We start from the raw sequence: 17,480 nt of genomic DNA, 5'->3' as shown, positions 1-17,480 counted from the left end.
CTTGATTTCGCCTTCGCCCCACCAGCCGCTGCTGTGGGAGCCCCAGCAGATGTAGGTGCCCACATAGTGCCCCCACCCTTTTACGCCGTCTATGATGGTGTACACGGACTTGAAGGGGAGCGGATTGGTGCGCCGGAATTGCGCGTGAAAATAGGCCGCATCCTCTGGCACGGCGGTCAGTGTGTAGTCGATCTGGTAGTAAAGGGTCATCTGCTGGTCGTCCAAGTTCTCCATAGTGATCTTACACGACCTGCGGAAGGGCATCACCCAGTAGCAGTTGAAAGCACTGCCCGGGTTGACACACACCGGCAGAGAGCTGACCTGCGCGTACTTGCCGAGTCCGCAGGCGAAGAAATCTCCTACCGGCACCTCGACAGACGGGGTCTTTTCGTCATCCCAGTAGAAGCGCAGAATGCTAAAGCGCCAGTTCCCGGTGGGGGTCATCCAGATGTGCTGGATGGCGCCTGGCCCCTTGATTTCGGCCAAAACGAAGGTCTTCTTCGGCTCGATGATGATGTAAGGCGACACCTTCCAGCCAACGCCCAAGTCGCGGGCTGCGTGCGCCGCGGTCCCCTGCTCCAGAGTAGCCATTCCGCCCTTGCCCTTCTCGCCGGTAAAGTTCTCCGGACTTATGGAGCGCGTCTGCGCGCGGGACAGCAGCGGCAACGTACCCAAGCCCATGGACAGCCCGTCGAATGCCCCTTGCTGCGCCATCGCACCGCCGACCGCCGCCAAGGCCACTGCCACACACAGAGCAGCTGTTTTCGTTTTCATGGTCGACCCTCCAGGATGGTTCGTCAGACCGCAACTTTTCTCGCGCCTGTCAAGGTCATGCGATAGGCCGCTGGTAGATGGTGTACGTCTTCGAGGGGATGCCGCCCATCATTTCTACCAGGCGGATCACCATCACGTTGTCTTCGAGCACCCATCCCATGTCACAGTACTGGTAGCCCTTCTTCTGCGCGTAGATTTTCTGCTGCCAGAGCATTACCCCATCCAGTCCCAGGCGACGAAACTTCTGCTTCACGCCGAGGTAACCGAGCCGGAACCCCGTGGTTTTCCCCTTGGTGAGCAACATGCGGGCCGCCCGCAGCAGTTCGCAGCGACGGCACCAGGAGAGGGGACGCATGCGTTCGGTGATGTTGGGCACACCCCCAAAGAAGCCTGCCGGCTCGCCCCGCACGTAGACGAAGATGAACAGCCCTTTGTCCATGATGAGCTGCATGTCGTCGATGATCTTATCGAACTCTTCCTCGGTGAAGGGCACGAAGCCAAAATTGTCGTGCCAGGCATCGTTGTAGATCTCCAGCATCTCCCTCTTGCGCACCGCCAGCGGCCGCTGGTCCCAGGTCTCGATGGTCACTCCATAGCGCTCGATGACCCTCTCAGCCACGCGCACAAGCTTCTCTTCCATCGGGTTCATGACCGCCACTTCCCAGGATTTGACCCTCTTGATGGGCGCAAAGCCGGCGGTGGTCAGCAGGCGTTCGTAGAAGGGCTTGTTGTAATGGTAGTACATGACCGGGCGCGAATCGAAGCCTTCGGTAAGCAGTCCCGGAGTGGCCTCGTTGACCGGCAGGTTCTGGGGGCCGCGCATGGTGTCCATCCCCTGCTCCTTGAGCCATGCCGCAGCCGCATCCAGTAGGGCGTCGGCAACGCTCTGGTCGTCGATGCATTCGAACTGCCCGAAAAAGCCGACCCGGTCCTGCCAGCGTTCGTTGTGGCGATGATTGACAAAGGCGTTGCACCGCCCCACGGTCTGACCATCACGCACCGCCAGGAAAAAGCGCATGTCGGCGTGCTTGAAGAAGAGGTTCTGCGGCTCGAAAAAGCCCTGGATGCCAAGGAGCTTGAGTCCCAAGTACTCAAAGTCCAAGAGCGGAACGTATTGCGGGTCGTCGCGGTAGTGCTCCCAGTGAAAGTCGACAAAACGCTTCAGCAAGCGGCGCTCCTCCTTCGTGCGGTTGGAGAAGGAGATAAGCTCAACAGCCGAACTCGCGCGTGCAAGTGCACCCATGGGTCTCACCTCTTCAGCTTCTCTTCTGCGGTACGAATGCCAAGGAAATCATGTGGCACCTCGCCCCCAAGTGCCGGGCGCTGCCAGCTCCTCCTGTCATGAAAGATCAGCTTACTGGCCACGCGGGGTGTGCTCCACGGTGCCGTCATCATGGACATCCCGCTTCATGGTGGCCAAACGGTTGAGCATATCCCGCGCGTCCCGGAGCCCTCCCAGCCCCAGCCAGACGGTCACCACCACCGCGATCGTCGTGCCGATAAGCAAATAGCTCCGCCAGAAAGTGAGCCAGGACTCATCCGGCACGTTGTGCGTGAGGTTGTAGATGGTGCCGGCGACAAAAATGGCCACCCACACGGCCGTCCAGGTGTAGGTGGCGATATACAGCGCCCGGTCGCCGCGGGTGAACTCTCTTCCCATGCCCAGCACCTTCCATCCGCGCTGCGGCTCCGCAGCCGCCTCCTGGTGCTCTTCCGCCACCCGATAGCGTCCGCGGTGCAGCAGCCGGTCCATGTCGAAGGGCTGCCCGCGGTGGAGCAAGGAGACCACGATGTAGACCACCGTCGAGCTCACCATGGCGATGAACCAGCAGACCTGGCCATTGATGGGGAAATCCGGGATCAGTTGCTGCAAGACGATGCCGGCCACCGCAACTGTGGAGCCGGTGATGAGCGCGCTCCAGGCTGCGGCGGTGGTGCCGCGCTTCCAATAGAGGCCGCCGATGATCACCGCCCCAGATCCACCCGCGTAGATGGCGCCAGTGATGGCGAAAAACAGCAGAATGTACTCACTCTGCTTGAACAAGAGGCTGAAAAAGAAGCTGAACACCGCCACGCCCAGGATGGACAGGCGCAACCACTTGATGTGCTCGCGCGGCTCCAGACGTTTGCCGCGCCACGGCACCAGCACATCCTGGATGAAGATGCTGCCCCAGGAATGCAGATAGGCCTCGTCGGTGCTCACCAGGGCCGCCAACATCACCGCCACGAATGCGCCCAGCAGACCCTGCGGCATGAAGCGCAGCAACGCCATTGGCACGGTCAGCTGGCTGCGCACTGCCTTGTTTGCTATGCCGGACAACACCTGCTCCGCCTGCGCGGCCTGTTCCGCAAAGGCAGCATGGTGCAGGACCGTGTACGCGCAGATGGGCAGAAACAGTAGCATCATGTTCTGCGGAAAACCGCGCCAGTTGCTCAGCACCCCCGCCATTTTGGCCTCGTGCGCGCTCTTGGCAGAGGCATTGTACCCCTGTGTGCCCTGCCAGGAAAGCGTGCTGTACACAGCACCGTACACGCCGATGAGAAAGTACCACAGGTTAAAGTCCTCGACTTTGCTGGTGTGGAACGGGTTGATCAGTGAGGCATCGGCAGGGGCCGATTGCAGGGCCTCGGCAATCTGCGACCAGTCGAAGACGCGCATAAAGTGCAGAACCAGCGCCACAAAGACCACGTTGGCAAACAACCCCTGCACAAAGTCGGTGATGATTACCGCAATTTGCCCACCCGCAAAGACAAAGGTCAAGGACATCGAGAGTAGCACGGCCATGGTGAGCGGAAAGGTGGGGACGGAAATGCCGGCTATCGACACACTCTGCGGCAGCCCGCAGAAGTAGATGAAGAAGCGGGCGCCCACAGCCGGGAATATGCCAAAGTTGATGATGCCAGAAACAAAGGCCAAAGTTCCGGCAAAGATGCGAAAACGCCTGCTGTAGCGCATCTCAAAGAACTGCGCCATGGTGAGTGCACGGGTCTGCCGAAAGCGGTAGACGACCCACCCCGTGACCGTGATGATGACCACCACGGGGCTCATCATGAACCCCCACCAGGTCATGGGCAGGCCGGCGTAGTAGTTCATCTCGAAGGTGGCCACCACGGTGATGGCCCCCAAGGCGGCCATCCCTTGCGACACGCTGATGACGTAGCGCCCGGCGGTGCGTCCGGCAGCAAGAAAATCCGCCACGCTGCGCATGTACGATCTGCTCACCAACACCACCGCTGCCGTGAACAGAAACATCCCCGCGACAATGGCCCAGTCAAGAGTGGTGAGGTTCATCCCGTCACGCCTTGTTCAGTCCTTCCACACGCGTCCGTCCTGTGCGATCCACCACGTTCCGCCATCAGCGCCGGCACGGCAGGCGAGAAAGCTCGCGGGCCCGACAAACAGGCGCAGCCCCCGGCGCTGAGAAGCAAGCAGGGGTAGCAAGGGCAACTTCTCCGCGAAACGCCCATGAGCCGCATGGTGCTGCCACTGCGCATAGTAGACCTCGCGCAGGGACCATTTTGCCTCCTCGCCCGGGGGCACCGGCAAGAGCGCCGGCACGTCCGGGTCTGCCACAAAGTGCACGAATCCCCACATCTCGGGATAGTGCATGTTGACCACCCCTTGCGGCGACCAGACCCAATTGTCCTCGGGCAGCGGCCGTCCGGTAGCCGTATCTTTGACCTTGACGTACCCGCCGCCGGCCACCTGCGTTTGCCATTCCACCCGCGAGAAGTTCACGCGCCAGTACTCGCCTGGAAGGGGAGGACCCTTGTGCGCAGCGCATTCCCCGAGCGCCTCCCAGGGCATGGCAATCTCTACACTCCAGCCGCTGTCCACGTCAGCCGGGTTGTTGAGCGTGCCCTTGAGCGCCACGCCCACGCGTAGGCCCCGGATGTCCCAGCCGTTCACCGCCGGCCCGCCATCCCGGTACGGCTTGACCAAAAGGAGGTCCCAGGCGGTCCCCAAGGCGTTCACTTCCAGCTCGTAGTACAGGTGTGTGTCGCCGTCCGGGTCGATGAACACCTCAAAATCATTGTCGTAGAAGATGACCGTATCGCGCTGCTGCAGCGTCGCCCACAGGTGCGGCTCTTGCAGTTCAGCGCCTACGTAGAAGCACGAGTCGTCCCAAAGCATCTTGGCGCGGGTGCGGAAACGCGGGGAAGGCTTCCCCTCACCCTCGATATCCACAAAGTCCTCCGTCCACGCTGCCAATTCCCAGGCAGGCTCAAGGAGCGCACCGTCGATGGTCAGCCCGCTGCCCCGCACGCACTGGTACTGCCGCGGCGCCCACGGAATCGCCGGGCGCGGCACCTTCGTGGTCTTTTCCTGCGCGCCGATGGGTCCGCATGCGCCCCCCAGGACCGCGAGCATCAGCGAGGTTGCCCCAAGACGCGACAATAGTGTCAACTCTTTTCCTCCAACGACGGCCTAACCCTGAGCTGTGGGAACACTCGCTCCATCAGCTCAGGTGAGCGAAGAACCTCTCCACCTGGTAGGCAGAAGCCTGCTCTGCTTTGCGCCACTCGTCGACCACTGCCAAATGAGGAAGCAGCCACTGGGCTGCCTGGGCTACGCGTTGGGCGTAGTCGGCCAGGGCATCTACCGCCCCAGCCACCACAAGCCACTGCACAAGGTCCTCAAAACGCTCCTTGTTGAACCACAGCACGTCCTGGTAGCGGTTCACGCCGAGGCGTTGCTGCACCTCTTCGTCGGCGAACAGGCGCCGCATGATGCGGTAGGCGCGCCCCCGCCGCGGCGTCGTGTCGGCGAACCAGCGCTGGTGGCTCGTGAGGATTTTGACAATCAGCAGGCCCTCCTCGGCACGGGGAGCCGCAAAGCCCAACTGCTGGAAACTGGCCACGATCTCTTTGCCCAATAGCCAGTCATCGATGAAGCTGCGGCTGCGCATGGCCACGTCCTCCTCTCCAGAGAGCCGCCCAACATCGCGGACGGCCAACCAGGAGAGGAGCACCGCCCAAGCAAACGGCACGTCCTGGAGAGTGGCGGCCAGGGCTGCCCCAGCGTTGCGCGCCCTGGCCGAGCGGGAGCGCTGCAGGTGCGCGGCCAGTTCACCAAGGCGCAGCACCGCTGCAAAACACTCGGCGGTGCGCGCTGTGACCGTGGCGTCTTCCCCCTCCAGACCAAGGACCCGCCTGGCCTCAGCGACAAATTCGCGGTGGCAGGCGACCGCAGCAGCCACCGCCGCTTCTTTTTGGTGTTCGTCGGCCGAGGAGGCGGCAATCACCTGCTGCACCGTAGCGGCGCTCACGCATTTGGCAAAGGCCTCATGCAAGGGCCGCAGGAAGAGCTCGCGCATCGCCTGCTCAATGGAAGGCACACCGCTCCCGTTGAGAAAGGCCTCCAACTGCGCGTAACGCCGGAGCGGATCGTCCTTCACTTCGCGAAAGTCCAGAAAAACGTGGTACTGGTACCCGGCCAGCTCGACGTACAGGCCTTGCTCCCAGAGCCTCTTCGAGCTGCGCAGGTACTCCATGCCGCTCACGTGGTCGCGGAAGATGACGTAGAACTCCTCACCGGCGTGCAGAGCTAAGCCTTCGCCCAAAGACTTTTGCAGCAGTTGCCTGGACCCCTTTACGTCCAAGAACCTTGTGGAGGTCCTGATCCATCCGCGCGCGGGCGCCAGAGCATTGTTGTACACCACCAAGGCGCGCTCATCGTGGGAGCGGTTGGAGTAGGCGAACACGTTCTCGTTGACCTGCCCCTCCGGGCTGAAAAAGTCGTAGAAGACAAAGTGCTCCACGTCCGCAAAGAGGTAGCGCTTCCTCAGTAGAGGGAAGATCTCCCGCTCGTGACGGCGCACCAGGTCCAGATCTGGCTGCTCGTCCCAATAGGCGCGGCGGTACTCCATGCCGTACTTCTCAGCAAAGCCCTCCACCTGGCCGTGCCCGAACATGGGCAGCCCCGGCATGGTCACCATCATCACGCACACGCCAAAGTACTTGTCGCCCTTGCCAAACTGCACGACCGCCGTCTGCTCGTCCGGGTTATTCATAAAGTTCACGTAGCGCTTGAGAATCTCCGGATTGAACTCGATGGTGTTCTTGATGACGCTGCGGTACTTCTGGTTCTCCTCGTTCTTGAGCATGTTCATGAAGGCCGAATTGTACACGCGGTGCATGCCCAGGGTGCGCACAAAGTAGCCCTCCATGAGCCAGAAGGCCTCGGCCAGGAGTAGCGTGTCCGGCGCCTCGGCGGCAATACGATCCACCACTTGCCGCCAAAACTCCTCAGGCATGAGCTGATCGAACTGCTCCCTGGTCATGCCGTGTTCCGCGCGCGAGGGGATATCGCCCCCAGAGCCCGGCTGCGGAAACCAGAGCCGCTGATAGTGCCGCTTGGTCAAGGTCATGGCGGCATCAAAGCGGATGATGGGAAAGAGCCGGGCCACGTGCAGGATGGTCTGCATCACCGCCTCGCGCACTTCGGGCTTGAGGTAGTTCAATTGCGCCGTGTCGTTCCACGGCATGCTGGTGCCGTCGTTGCCGTGGTAGATGTAGCGCACCTCACCCGTGGCGGCGTCCACCCGCTTGAAGACCACTGCCGCATCGGTGCGCGTGTAGTAGTGGTCCTCGATGTACACCTGCATGCGGGCATCCGACGAGAGATCCGGGCCCGAAAAGGTGTACGAGGGGAAAGGAGCATACGGCAGAGAGATGAACCACTCGGGATGCTCCACCACCCAGCGCGAGTCGATGCCCATGTGGTTCGGCACCATGTCGCTTGCCAGGCGGATGCCCCGCTGCCAGCAGCGCTCGCGCAGCACGCGCAGCGCCTCCTCGCCTCCCAATTCGGCCGCCACCTCATAGTCATAGAGCGCATAGGCCGACGCCTCCGCCTCCGGATTGCCACACAGCCGCTTGATGGTCCGCGAGGCCTTGCTGCGTTCCCAAATGCCGATGAGCCACAAACCGGTAAAACCCCAGGCGGCCAAACGATCCAACTCCTCATCGGGGATCTGGTCCAGACGGGTGATGGACCGCTGATACTTCTTCGACAGCTGGTCCAACCAGACAAAGGTGCTCTTGGCCATCAGCACCAGGCGGGGCATCCACTCGCGATCCGGGCTAAAGCGCTCCGGCTCTCCAGCCAGCCGCGAGAACTCGTAGACGCGCGTCGGCACAGGACCGCCGGCCATGCGCAGCTTTTCTTCCTCTTTGATAACGTCCAAGCTGGTAAGGAGGCGGTACAGGTATTTGCCCAGAAGCAGCCCCCAGCGCTCGAGGATGTAGTGGAGCTGGCCGCTGAGCGAGTGTGGCACGGCGATGGCCGGACTGCGCAGCATGTCCACCAAGTTCTGGTTGTCCGGGCCGAAACGCGGCTGCGTCTCGAAAAACTCGCGCAGGCTGTGCACCATCTCGCGGTAAGCGGTGGTGCGGGCTAACGACGAGTCGTCGAAAAGTTCCAAGAACGGGGAGAAGGCGGGATTGACGTTGGCCAGCCACAGGAGCAGCATCTCCTCCAACGCGAGCTCGCGGTTGGGCACCCCTTGGCTTTCGCCCTGCAGAAACTCCTCGGCGGCCATCTCCCCCTTGTACACGGCCAGCGGTGGGAACTCATCCACAAAGCGGCGCAGGGTCTGGGCCACGGTCTCTGCCCCAAGCCGCTCCTCGAGCCAGAGGAGCGCTTGTGCGCACACTTCGCGGTTCACCTGCGCGCGGAACAGTCCCGCCACATAGTGCAGAATCTCGTCAATGAGGCCCATGGCGTTGAGCTGCCCGGCGCGTACCGCCCGCTCCGGGAAATTCACCAGGTCGCGCTTGTCGTTCATTTTCTGCGCAAAGACCCTGGTGGCGTGAAAGTTGGGGAAGATGACGTTGCCCGAGGCGGTGAACAGGTGTTCATCAAAGCCGTAGCGGTCCCGCGCCTGGCGGGAGACGTGGAACTCGCAGGGCCTGGCGCACAGTACAGGCTGCGGCCTGCGGCGCAGGCGCACCAACAGAGCAGAGCGCTGCGGTCTATGCATTGGGTCTCTGTCCATAGCAGAATCCTCACCTGGCGACCACCTGGGCCGCCATGTGCGGTCCGGTGCTCGCCGGCGCTGGGCATAATGGTAAGACTATTTCCCGAAAAAGGCAAGAGATTTTCGTGGAGGGTCGAGCCGCTCAAGAAGAACCCAGCGCACCTGGTGCTCGCCTGGCACCGGCAGGTGGCCCCACGGGACGGCTGACGCAGCGGGCCATGGCGGCCGTGGCGAGGAAAGGTTCCGCGCGGAGGGCGCACAGAAACCGCCAAGGTAGGAGTATCCCCCGGACCAAACCTGTGAGGAAATCATGGGGCCACTGAGCCCGCCAACCGCGCCACGCAAGGCCTGACGGAGGACTTGCCGAAGCTGCTCATTCTTTCTGTTTGAAGACCCCCAGGCGCCGCACCACCCCCCGTCACACCAGCAGCCAGCGCGCTATGATGAGCAGCGTGACGATGAGCAGGGCACGGAGCGAGTTCCGCTCCGAATGCAGAGCCTTGCGCAGCACCGGCCGTGAGGGCTCGGTGTTGGAAAAGCCGCGCAGACGAGGGATCCAGCGCGGCACGCGGCGACAGTACTCAGCGTAGGTGTCCCCGAAGCGCTCCGCCAAAAAGCGCTCCTCCTCGTGCACGATGCTCCCGTACTGCAAGGCAAAGGCCCCCAGCAGCACTATGAGCAGCCAGGGCATCCACGCCCAGCTCATGATGAGGATGCCGAGGCTGAGAAAAAAGTTGCCGATGTACAAGGGGTTGCGCACATGGGCGTAGGGACCGTCGGTGACCAGACGGTCTGCTCCCACCCGTCCGGTGGTGCGGGTGGCACTGCCGGCATAGAGGACGCCCCACAGCCGCAGTCCCTCGCCGACCAGCGCCACCGCCAGCCCAAGCAGCACACTCGCCAGCGAGGGTTTCGCCAGCACCAAAGCCGCCACCAAGAGTGGCACCGGGGTGTAGCTGCGGTACTTGAAGAACAGCCTGCCAATTCTCACTGTGCCTCCAGGTTGATCAGTGACTCTGCACCGTTCACGCGCGAGATTCTGACGACGCGGCTTGCGAGGACGAGCCCCCCTGCGCAGACCTGTGCAACACAAAAGCCCCTGGTTCGCGGCCCAATTGCCCTGTCTGCAGGGGGGCAGTGCCAACGCCTTGCCGCCCTCAGCTGTCTCGCAGGTGCCTTTCCACTGCCGCCCGTAGCTCCGGCTCGGAAGGGATGATGCTCACAAACTCCGGCACGCCGTTGATGAGCATGGAGGGCAATTTGCCCACCCCCAGCTTCTTCACTCTCTCCAGCCCCTCGCGCGTCTTGATCAGCGTCTCACGCCACTCAATCTGTCCAGGGAAGAGGGGTACGATCTTCTTGACCGCCTCCACCATGTAGTAGCAGGGGCTACACGCCCGTGAGTCGAGGGTGACAATCTCGATGAAAATTTTCGCGGCCATTGCCTGCTCCCTTCAAAGCCCGAATTCGCGCACCGCGCGCGTGACTGCCTGGACGTTCGCCGGCGGAGTGGCAAAGGGCAGGTCGCAGCCCGGACACAAGAAAAAGCCTCGCCCGCCAGCCACCTGCATGCAGCGCACCGCCTCGCGATAGTTGTCCTCCGGGCTGCCAAAGAGCATGACCGTGGCCAGCGGCAAGTTGCCGGCAAAAGCCACTCCGTGCTCCTCCGCCACCTGACGCGCATAGGCGAGGTCGACGTTCTCGTCCACCCCGAAGAACTGGGCGCCCACCTTAGCCATCTCGACGACGTTGCGCGTGGCATCGCCACAGGCGAAGAACCCCGATTTGAGCCCATGCCGGTGAATGACCTCTAAGGCCGGCTGGTGAAAGGGCGTGACGAACTCCCGGAAGTGCTGCGCGGAAATCTGCGACGTGAGCGAATCCACCACCGTGATGACATGCACGCCGGTTTCCGCGTAAAAGGCCGCAGTGCGCGCGCACACCTGGCTGGCAAAAGAGAGCACGCGTTTGGCATAGGCGGGATTGTCGATCATGTCGGTGAAGATGCGCACCCCGGCCAAGTGCAGGGCAAGGGTGAAGGGCCCGGTAATCAGGGCAAAGACGGCGGTGCTGTCGCACAAGGCGGCGACGATACGCCGGGCCGCCCCAAGGGCAAGCGGGTAGCGCCCTTGGTCCGGCTCGGGCAAGCGTAGCTCGGCCAAGTCGCGCTCCTCAAGCGGGTGGCTGGCCACTGCCGGCGGGTTGTCCTCAGCCCAGACCAACGCACACCCCAACGCCTCGGCCTCAAGCTGGGCGTCAAAGAGCACGGGGAGGCCGTCGGGCTCGTACAACTCGTAGCCCTTGAGGACCCCTTCTACCAGGGTGTCGACGTCCGTGAAAAGCCGTTGGGCGCTCACACCCAAGAGGTAGGCGGCATGGACACCCACCCACGGCACCCAGGGCACGCGGTCCACTTTGCGCCTTTCTATGGCGGCCAATACGCGTTCCTTTCCGGTCATCTTCCCTCCACTTTGGCGTCCACCCAACTCACGGCCAGTGGTGAGCCAGGAAGCCAGGCGGTAGTGCCCACCACCAGCTCCAACTCCCGCACGCCGAAGATGGGCACCCGTACCTCCACCGGCTCAGAGTCAGCAGTCATCAATCTGCTGACGAACAGCTCCTCCCCGTCGCCGTACACCGCACATTGCACACGCTCCTGCGGCGCCAGGCCCTGCGCTCCTTGTGTGTCCGGACGCAGGTCCACACACAGCCTCGCCCCGAAGTGATGCCATCTGCCGTCAAGACGAAAGCGAATGCGCGAATTGGGATAGACGCCAATCCCTTTGGTTGCCCCTCCTGGTCCTTTGAGCGGCGTTCCCCAGAAGGTGCGATCCCGCTCCGGAACCCCGATCCATTGCTGCACGTGCTCGGGCACAAGGTCGCTCAGATAGAAAGTGCCTCTGCCGCTTTCTGCCTCCCTCAGTTCCGGGAAGGTGCGCGGTACGATCCCCTCGCGCGCGCGCTCGTCCGCTTGCCACTGATACTGCTCGTCGAGCTGCCAATCCTGGTTGAAGAAGCCGCAAAGTAGCGGCGTGCCTTCCACGGTCATTGTCCCCTGGAGGGCGTGACGTCCCACCGTTCTGGCATCGAACACCACATAGTCGAATTCCGTGCCGATGCGTTTGAACACCCCAGTCACGGCGCGCCAGCTGACCCCTGCCAGCACGACCGCATACCGCTCCGGGTTGAGCGGGTTGGGGTAGACCAAAGCGGCGCCGACATCTTCCCCGAAAAATCGTTTGTTGCCGACTTGCACGCCGTGGCGTAGGAACTGGACAGGCAACTCACCATGGATTCGCTCGGTGAGCAAGTTGCAATACGGTCCGCCGATGAGCACGAGGTGGAAGTTCCTGATATCCTCGGTGGTGACCAGGCGGTCGGCCTTGACCCGGCAGGACGAGTGTTGCCACCGCCGCCACTGCTCGGCAAAGGCCTCTGCCTCCGCCTTGGCCGCTGCATTCTCCTGCCGCCTGCCCACGGTGCCGTACACTACCAGGAATCCGCCGTTGAATACGTCCGAAATGGGTCCTGCGAGGCCCGGGCGCTTGCCTGCGACATGCCCTTCATTTTGGGGATAGGTCAGCCACTGCCCGGTCTCTGCCTTCTGGAAACAGAGAGCCCCCGTAGGGGGAATTCCTCCCGTGTAGCAGAGAGCGCCGTCCACCTCCACTTGGACAGGCAGGTGCGCTTCGCAGTGCACACGCGGCACCTCCAGGCGAAAGCGACTGACGTTGTCCGTGCGCACGCTGATGCGATTCTGCTCCGTAATCTCGGCCACAATGGTGGCAAAGTCCAGGAGATGGTCAAACCGCTCGATGCGCACCCAGTAGGACCCGGGATGGTTGAGGTCGGCGGTCTTGTAGACGACCTGGCACGGCCAGCGCGTGCGGGACTGCTCCGCAAGCCAGTCGTACTTGTCCTTCTCCATCTGCGCAGGAAAGCCCCCGTGCGCAGCTTCGGGGTACTCCGTGTAGATGAGCGGGTAGCCGAGCTGGCGGAAGCGCGCTACCATCGTCCGGCTCTGCTCGACTGGGACGATGTCGTCCTTGGCGCCATGGACACATTTCGCCGCCAGATTGCGGGCGTTTTCTGCATAGGAGAGCGGGCTCCTCTTGGCGAGCAGGTGGCGCTGCAGCGGGGAGGTCGAGGCGCTGTCCACCCCCAGCCAGAAGCCATAGTCCGTCGGGCCCATCACCGGCGCAATGGCGGCAAACAGGTCAGGATGGCGGAGCCCGAGGTACCAGGTGCCCCCACCCCCCATGGAGCCGCCGGTCAGGTAAACGCGGTCCGGATCGATGGAGTAGAGGCGCTGCACCTCCGCCAGCACCCTGAGCACGTCCTGCTCACCGATGTCCTGGTACATCGTGTTGCCGCGGCCGAAAGGGTTGACCAAAACAAAGCGTCCGCCTTGGGTGGCTTCGGGAATAAAGCCCGGCAGAAACGGATTGTCCCGCCAGTCGGAGAAGCTGGGGTCGTATCCGTGCAGATTGACCACCAGCGGGAAAGGCTTTTCTCCGCCATAGCCATCTGGCACATGCAGAGCGTAGCCCTGTAGGCTGCCGTCAATCTCGGAATAGTACCCGCGCAAGAAGGTGCCGGTGGCATTGCGCCAGGGGTTCCGTCCCGCCCGCAGAGCCGCAACTGCTGCCTCCGCCTGCGCAAGAGCGGCTGCTATTTCTGGCTGCCGGGTGCGTAGCATACCAGGCACATGCGCCTGGCGGAGGACCCGCTCCACGGGTAGGAGCGCGACCTCAACGTTGGCCCAGTCGTTCGGGTGCACCCCCTCCGAGGCGCGCCGCCCCTCTGCGACCTGCCGCTTGAGCGCAGCGACCCTCTCTTGCACCGCCCGATAAACACCGCACGCGACCTCAAACGGCACAGTGGTTTTTCTCTCCCCACCAGAGAGCACCGCCCTGTAGTCGCCGTCGGCCAGATGCGTCGGGTCAAATTCCAGTGCGCCGTGAGCATAGAGGCCTGTGCCCAAAGCTACAGGGTGATTAGCGCACCAGACGACCTTCCCGCCACTGTCCTCGATGGCCACCCGCAGGGAATCGCAGGCCGGGCCACCGAGCGCGGGAGTGAGCAGCCACCACTGCAACTCTCCCGACTCGGCAGTGCTGTACACGGCGCGGTCTGTCTCCAGGATCAGCCCAGGCTGCTCCGCAGGAGGGGCTTCCTTCAGCAGCCCATCATGGGCAAGCCCGCCCCAAGCCGCGACGACGTTGGCACGCACCGCCTCTTGCCCAGGCGCCAGCTCATAGGCCTTTGCCAGCCACTGCAAGGCGTCGACAAAGCGTCCCTTTTCCGCGGCGATCAGGCCGAGATTGTTGTACAAGGCCCAGGTGGTCTGGCCGCGCGCCAGCAGGGCCGCCAACGCCTGCTCGGCCGCCCAGAGGACTCCGCGGGCAAAGTGCTGGTACGCCTCGCCCGCACCCTTCAGCTTAGCCCAGCGCCAGATGGGACTGGCAGGCACACCTGCCCGCACGCAAAAGTCGTCTAGTGCAGTATGCGCCCCACCTTGCTGCACCATGTTCACTGCAAGGTTGAGCTGCGTAGAAGGTAGGGGCGAGGCATCTCTTGCGACCACGTCGTAGAAAGCCGGCTCATCCTTGTACGCCCCCTGCCACAGCTTTGCCCGCAACAGCAGTGGGCTCTCGCCCCGTACATCGAGCCTCACCCATTGCCACTGACCAAACTTTGCCACCCCGGGGGGCGAGGCACTGAGCACCTCCGGAGGCTGCCCTATTTTTGCCTTCACGATGCGCACCACGCCACTGCCGTCCACCTCGAACTTGTAGCAGTCCCATCCATGCTGGCGCACGTTGAGGCTGAAGAGATAGGAGGCACCGGCCACCGGTCGATAGCGGAAGACCACAGTGTAGTCGCGATTCAGCAATGCGGTTGCAAAGCGAGGAGCGGCCGCGTAGATGGTCTGCTCAGGGGTTGCGTCGTCCAGAGAGACGAAGGTGCCGTCCTTCACCTGCCAGGCGCCAAATCCCCACACGCGCATGTCCTGCCACTCGTCCGAGGGGCGCGAGAAATCGTCCCAGAACAGATCGCCGCGCGGGGTGCGACCGTCACTGTGCGCCATTTGGGCAGCAAGGGCCAGCGCGCCGAAAAGGGCCGTAGACGTCACCCATGTCAGACTCACTTTGCGGGGCCCTCACGCTGTGATGGGATAGGTGCCGTATTCCTCGGCCGCCTCGAGCATGGCCATCAGGTTCTGCACCGGCACCTGGCTATGGATGCAGTTGGACGAGGCAAGGATGAACCCGCCGCCTGGCGCGGCCACCCGGATGACCTGGCGGGTCGCCTCTTTGACCTGGGCGGGCGTTCCGTAGGAAAGCAGCTCTGCGCAGTCCACGTTCCCGCAGAGTGTGATCTGCTTGCCGTACTTCTGTTTGAGCTCGCCAATGTCCATGCCTGCCACCGGCTCAATGGAGTGGATGCCGTCGAACCCGCACTCCACCATAATCTGCCGCTCGATGGGCTTGAAATTGCCGTCCAGGTGCTTGATGAACGGTTTGCCGTACTGGTGACAGGTGGCTGTGATTTTTTGCAAATGGGGCTTGACAAACTGCTCAAAGTGGCGCGGCGAAAACATTGGCCCATTCTTGCCGCAAAAGTCCATGCGCCCATCGATGCCGTCCACGCCCCGTTCAAGCTGCGCGATGAGGAGCGGAAAGTTGTTCTCGTTGACGATGTCCAGGTAGGCCTTCACCAAGCCGGGATCGGTGACCATGGCCTCTAAGAAGAGGGGCAGCCACGAGGAAAAGGTGGGCAGCATCACGTCGTAGTGGCCGAGCACGAACATGTCGGGCGCGTTGGCAATGGCATAGTCCAAAGCTTCGAACATCGTGTCGTCCGGCGTGATAGGGGTGGGTCCCCGCCTCTCCATCTCCCTGACCATGGCACGGAAGCCGTCCATACCCTGCTGGCGCAGGCTGCAATCGACCTCATAGTAGAGGTCCTCCTCTGGCAGGTAACGCATTAGGGCCCAGTGCCCACCGCCGATCTCGTAGCGCCACTCGTTCTCGCCCACCTTTTTCGGCTTGATATCGTGCTCGCTGTCGTAGGGGTCGATGACCAGGATGTCGTAGCCGAGCTTGCGGTAGAGCTCGATGGTATCCTCAATGAAGCGCTGGTAGAACTCGCGCCTCTTGCCGGCAAGGATCATGTCGTTGCGCAGCTTGCCCATCACATAGCCGCCGGTGCCCACCCAGGCATCCCGGCCCAGCACCTTGCTTCCCACCGGCGAGTTGACACAGAGCTCGAACTTGGGTATGCGGTCGGGCTCCTCATGCTGCAAGGCTTTCAGTACTCGCTCTTTCGACGTCACACCTGCCTCCATGGTAGATTCGCCGTGTCACGATCCCAACAATGCGCCAATTCACCTGCCGCGCAGTTCGCCAAGAAACGCAGACTCAACCTCTGTCCTATGCAGCCCCTGGCCGATAATCACCAGCTCATTCCGCCCATCTGCCGCTCCGGTGGCGCTCAACGAGATGCGCGTCATCGTGGCGTCGACGTAGGTTCGCTGTCCATCCAGGGAGATGAACCCTTTCATGCGCATGAGGCCGGGCCCGAGCGAGGCCACGAAGCGCTCCCAGCCACCCCGATCAAAGTCCCCCTCCGCCTGCAAGGTGTATGAAAAGACGCGATCTGGACGTCCTTCCCCGAGCGGGCCGCTGACAGGCGATTGGGGTCTGCGGATCTTGTCCAGCACGTTGAGGGGAAACTCCGCAAATTGCGTGCGCAGAAGCTGTGCGCGGGGGGCAAGCTCGCGCACGCTAGCCACCACTTGCTCCACCTGATCTGGGCCCACCAGATCGCACTTGTTTACCAGGATCAGATCGGCGTTCTGCACCTGGGAGACCGGCGCCCTGAGCACGTCCTTGAGCTTCAAGAAGGTCTGGCAGTCCACCAAACACACACAGGCGACAAGCTCCACTAAACTGCGCAACGTGGGCAGGGCGAACATCTTCTCCATTTCGCTGGTGTCGGCAAGGCCCGTAGCCTCGATCAGCAAGAGGTCTGGGCGCAGCTCGCGCGCAATCCTTTCCACCTCGGTGATAAAGTCGGTGCGCACGCAGATGCAGAAGAGGCTGCCCCTGTTCAGCTCGATCAGCTCATAGTCACCCTTGCGCAGGAGCCGCCCGTCGATGCCGATGGTGCCAAACTCGTTGACTAACAGCACCAGCCGCCTGCCCGCATAGTGCTCCACCAGGCGGTTGAGCAAGGTGGTCTTGCCCGCGCCCAGAAAGCCGGTGAGCAAAATAGTCGGGATCACTGCAGCTCCTTGAGCCATTCTTTGATGACTTCCACAGAAGGCACCCTGCCGGCGGCGCGCACCTGCTCTTTGACGGTGACGATGGCGGGCGTGGCCGAGACGCCGTACGAGTAGATTGTTTCCTCGTCTTTGATGCGTTCCACCTCAACCGTGGAACCGAGTTCGCGCACGGCTTGCTGCACATTGGCCCAGGTCTGCTCGCAGCGCTCGCATGCCCCACCCAGCACCACCAGCCGCCCGCGCTTTTCGCGCAGCTTCATGTGCAGCTTCTCGTTGATGCGCTCCTGGATGGCGCGGATCAGCTCCTCCTGGGAGGGGATGATGCTCACGAACTTGATCTGCCCGTCGATACAGATGGTGGGCACGTTGCGCACCATCAGACCCATCATGAACTCCACCGACTCCCGCTGCTTGATCTTGTGCTCGCGCCAGAT

At 62.6% G+C, this 17,480-nt stretch carries 12 protein-coding genes; all 12 read right to left on the bottom strand.

From position 1 onward, the window contains the following. Positions 1–774, bottom strand: a 774-nt coding sequence (locus H5U38_08090; protein ID MBC7186977.1) for a DUF2961 domain-containing protein, incomplete at its 3' end; no start/stop codon positions are given. A gap of 55 nt (positions 775–829) precedes the next feature. After that, a complete protein-coding gene (locus tag H5U38_08085; GenBank protein ID MBC7186976.1) occupies positions 830–2,017 on the bottom strand; it encodes a hypothetical protein in 1,188 nt (395 codons plus the stop codon). Between the two features lie 111 nt (positions 2,018–2,128). After that, positions 2,129–4,066: a sodium:solute symporter gene (locus H5U38_08080; GenBank protein ID MBC7186975.1), complete on the bottom strand. Its 1,938-nt coding sequence runs from the start codon at positions 4,064–4,066 to the stop codon at positions 2,129–2,131. Between the two features lie 15 nt (positions 4,067–4,081). After that, the gene (locus H5U38_08075) at positions 4,082–5,146 is read right to left on the bottom strand and encodes a carbohydrate-binding family 9-like protein (protein MBC7186974.1); all 1,065 of its coding nucleotides are present in this window, start codon (positions 5,144–5,146) and stop codon (positions 4,082–4,084) included. An 88-nt stretch (positions 5,147–5,234) separates the two neighbouring features. After that, entirely contained in the window at positions 5,235–8,759 is a 3,525-nt protein-coding gene (locus tag H5U38_08070; GenBank protein ID MBC7186973.1) for an alpha-amylase, read from the bottom strand. A gap of 415 nt (positions 8,760–9,174) precedes the next feature. Further along, positions 9,175–9,747: an isoprenylcysteine carboxylmethyltransferase family protein gene (locus H5U38_08065; protein ID MBC7186972.1), complete on the bottom strand. Its 573-nt coding sequence runs from the start codon at positions 9,745–9,747 to the stop codon at positions 9,175–9,177. Positions 9,748–9,913: 166 nt separating this feature from the next. Then, entirely contained in the window at positions 9,914–10,198 is a 285-nt protein-coding gene (locus tag H5U38_08060; GenBank protein MBC7186971.1) for a thioredoxin family protein, read from the bottom strand. A 12-nt stretch (positions 10,199–10,210) separates the two neighbouring features. Beyond that, complete coding sequence (locus tag H5U38_08055; GenBank protein MBC7186970.1) at positions 10,211–11,215, bottom strand: uroporphyrinogen decarboxylase family protein; 1,005 nt, start codon at positions 11,213–11,215, stop codon at positions 10,211–10,213. Continuing rightward, a complete protein-coding gene (locus H5U38_08050; GenBank protein ID MBC7186969.1) occupies positions 11,212–14,907 on the bottom strand; it encodes an NPCBM/NEW2 domain-containing protein in 3,696 nt (1,231 codons plus the stop codon). Before H5U38_08050 ends, H5U38_08055 begins: the two co-directional genes overlap by 4 nt. Positions 14,908–14,919: 12 nt before the next feature. Next, positions 14,920–16,095 (bottom strand): hypothetical protein, encoded by a 1,176-nt coding sequence (locus tag H5U38_08045; protein ID MBC7186968.1) that lies wholly within the window; start codon positions 16,093–16,095, stop codon positions 14,920–14,922. A 51-nt stretch (positions 16,096–16,146) separates the two neighbouring features. Next, the gene (locus H5U38_08040) at positions 16,147–17,046 is read right to left on the bottom strand and encodes a GTP-binding protein (protein MBC7186967.1); all 900 of its coding nucleotides are present in this window, start codon (positions 17,044–17,046) and stop codon (positions 16,147–16,149) included. Further along, positions 17,043–17,306 carry a thioredoxin family protein gene (locus H5U38_08035; GenBank protein MBC7186966.1) on the bottom strand — a complete coding sequence of 88 codons (264 nt, stop codon included), beginning with the start codon at positions 17,304–17,306 and terminating at the stop codon, positions 17,043–17,045. The genes H5U38_08040 and H5U38_08035 overlap by 4 nt, the downstream gene beginning before the upstream one ends. Between the last annotated feature and the right edge of the window lie 174 nt (positions 17,307–17,480).

The sequence above is a fragment of the Calditrichota bacterium genome, assembly GCA_014359355.1.
Classification (GTDB): Bacteria; Zhuqueibacterota; Zhuqueibacteria; order JANLFK01; family Oleimicrobiaceae; genus Oleimicrobium.
The sequence above is the reverse complement of the archived record's forward strand: the minus strand, read 5'-3'. Positions and strand labels throughout refer to the sequence as shown.

What these genes read in the sequence shown, in the direction of transcription:
- H5U38_08085 (MBC7186976.1), bottom strand. Translation starts at nt 2,017, where the DNA reads ATGGGTGCACTTGCACGCGCGAGTTCGGCTGTTGAGCTTATCTCCTTC.
- H5U38_08075 (MBC7186974.1), bottom strand. Translation starts at nt 5,146, where the DNA reads ATGCTCGCGGTCCTGGGGGGCGCATGCGGACCCATCGGCGCGCAGGAA.
- H5U38_08055 (MBC7186970.1), bottom strand. Translation starts at nt 11,215, where the DNA reads ATGACCGGAAAGGAACGCGTATTGGCCGCCATAGAAAGGCGCAAAGTG.
- H5U38_08035 (MBC7186966.1), bottom strand. Translation starts at nt 17,306, where the DNA reads ATGAAGCTGCGCGAAAAGCGCGGGCGGCTGGTGGTGCTGGGTGGGGCA.
- H5U38_08070 (MBC7186973.1), bottom strand. Translation starts at nt 8,759, where the DNA reads ATGCATAGACCGCAGCGCTCTGCTCTGTTGGTGCGCCTGCGCCGCAGG.
- H5U38_08060 (MBC7186971.1), bottom strand. Translation starts at nt 10,198, where the DNA reads ATGGCCGCGAAAATTTTCATCGAGATTGTCACCCTCGACTCACGGGCG.
- H5U38_08080 (MBC7186975.1), bottom strand. Translation starts at nt 4,066, where the DNA reads ATGAACCTCACCACTCTTGACTGGGCCATTGTCGCGGGGATGTTTCTG.